The 2,500-nt window shown below is 45.2% G+C and carries 2 tRNA genes and 2 rRNA genes (1 of these 4 cut by a window edge); all 4 read right to left on the bottom strand.

The features are described from left to right. Positions 1 to 420 (bottom strand): 23S ribosomal RNA (locus OD90_RS00020); it reaches 2,409 nt to the left of the window's first position. Positions 421 to 657: 237 nt separating this feature from the next. Beyond that, positions 658 to 734 (bottom strand) — tRNA-Ala (locus OD90_RS00015). A gap of 175 nt (positions 735 to 909) precedes the next feature. Further along, positions 910 to 983: transfer RNA gene (locus tag OD90_RS00010), tRNA-Ile, on the bottom strand. A 211-nt stretch (positions 984 to 1,194) separates the two neighbouring features. Continuing rightward, positions 1,195 to 2,500 (bottom strand): 16S ribosomal RNA (locus tag OD90_RS00005); the annotation flags it as partial.

The raw sequence follows: 2,500 nt of genomic DNA, 5'->3' as shown, positions 1-2,500 counted from the left end.
ACAGGGTTTCACGTGCCCCGCACTACTCAGGATACTACTATCTGTAACTGTCTTTACTTATACCGGGCTATCACCGTCTATGGCCACTCTTTCCAAAGTGTTCTAATTCATAAAGCACAAAATATCGTAGTCCTACAACCCCAGCAATGCCGTAACATTACTGGTTTGGGCTAATCCGCGTTCGCTCGCCACTACTAGCGGAATCACTTTTGTTTTCTTCTCCCTCCGGGTACTTAGATGTTTCAGTTCTCCGGGTTTGCCTCCTTGCGGATACTATATCTTCAATATAGTGGGTTGCCCCATTCGGATATTTGCGGATCAATTCTTGTGTGCAGATCCCCGCAACTTTTCGCAGCTTATCACGTCCTTCATCGCCTCTGAGAGCCTAGGCATTCCCCATACGCCCTTAATTAGCTTATTGTACTTAATTGCTCTTTTAAGGGCTTATGTATAAAATACATAAACCTTTATATTATAATGAGTTATTCTTAATTCATATTAATTTGCGTATATAACTGCTAAAGCTATACACGACTTCTCGTATTCTTTAATTATTTCCCAATATGTCAATGAACGTCGCGAGTCGCGACAGACAATTAAAACTATCTGTGCTCTCACTCGCAATACGCTAGAGATAAAATATCTCCAGGTATTGCCTGGTGGAGAATATCGGAGTCGAACCGATGACCTCCTGCGTGCAAGGCAGGCGCTCTAGCCAGCTGAGCTAATCCCCCATTTCTATGAAATCAAGATGATGACATCAGATTTCGAATGACGAAGTAATGATTCTCAACTTCTAAAATTTCCTTCAAAATGTAATTTTTATGAACATTGCGATTTATATGCTTTCGCGAAAGCGGTATTCAATAATCAAACATACTCCTGAAAATATGTCTGGTCATTGACCAGTAGTCTCAGGCAGACTCGAACTGCCGACCTCTACATTATCAGTGTAGCGCTCTAACCAGCTGAGCTATGAGACTGTCTATAAGTCTATAGTCAATAAACAATAGTTACTAGTAAAAACTAATTACTAAAGTAAAACTACTATGTACTTATTAAATTATAATTAAATCGACAGCTATTGAAAACTAAAACCTATTACTGACCTTTCAGTATCGTAAGTCGCTTTGCTGTATACTCTTGATGTTTTACTAATAAATTAGTAAGCACAAGTGCAGGGACAAGCTCTAGAAAGGAGGTGTTCCAGCCGCACCTTCCGGTACGGCTACCTTGTTACGACTTAGCCCCAGTTACCAGTTTTACCCTAGGCCGCTCCTTGCGGTAACGGACTTCAGGTACCCCCAGCTTCCATGGCTTGACGGGCGGTGTGTACAAGGCCCGGGAACGTATTCACCGGATCATGGCTGATATCCGATTACTAGCGATTCCAGCTTCATGGAGTCGAGTTGCAGACTCCAATCCGAACTGAGATAGGGTTTATAGATTCGCTCCTGGTCGCCCAGTGGCTGCTCTCTGTCCCTACCATTGTAGCACGTGTGTGGCCCAGGACGTAAGGGCCGTGATGATTTGACGTCATCCCCACCTTCCTCACGGTTTGCACCGGCAGTCTGGCTAGAGTTCCCGACATTACTCGCTGGCAACTAACCACAGGGGTTGCGCTCGTTATAGGACTTAACCTGACACCTCACGGCACGAGCTGACGACAACCATGCAGCACCTTGTAATCTGTCCGAAGAAAAAGCCATCTCTGGCCCTGTCAGACTACATTTAAGCCCTGGTAAGGTTCCTCGCGTATCATCGAATTAAACCACATGCTCCACCGCTTGTGCGGGCCCCCGTCAATTCCTTTGAGTTTCATTCTTGCGAACGTACTCCCCAGGTGGGATACTTATCACTTTCGCTTAGTCACTCAGCCCGAAAGCCAAACAACTAGTATCCATCGTTTACGGCGTAGACTACCAGGGTATCTAATCCTGTTCGCTACCTACGCTTTCGTCCATCAGCGTCAATATATTGTTAGTGATCTGCCTTCGCAATCGGTATTCTATGTAATCTCTAAGCATTTCACCGCTACACTACATATTCTAACCACTTCACAATAATTCAAGACCTGCAGTATCAATGGCAATTCTATGGTTGAGCCACAGACTTTCACCACTGACTTACAAGCCCGCCTACGGACCCTTTAAACCCAATGATTCCGGATAACGCTTGCACCCTCCGTATTACCGCGGCTGCTGGCACGGAGTTAGCCGGTGCTTATTCTTATGGTACCGTCATCAGTATATACATATACCTTATTCTTCCCATATAAAAGTAGTTTACAACCCATAGGGCAGTCTTCCTACACGCGGCATGGCTGGATCAGAGTTGCCTCCATTGTCCAATATTCCTCACTGCTGCCTCCCGTAGGAGTCTGGTCCGTGTCTCAGTACCAGTGTGGGGGATCTCCCTCTCAGGACCCTATCTATCGTAGTCTTGGTAAGCCGTTACCTTACCAACAAACTAATAGAACGCATAGTCATCTTATACCGCC

This window comes from Dokdonia sp. Hel_I_53 (assembly GCF_007827465.1).
Taxonomy (GTDB): Bacteria; Bacteroidota; Bacteroidia; order Flavobacteriales; family Flavobacteriaceae; genus Dokdonia.
The sequence above is the reverse complement of the archived record's forward strand: the minus strand, read 5'-3'. Positions and strand labels throughout refer to the sequence as shown.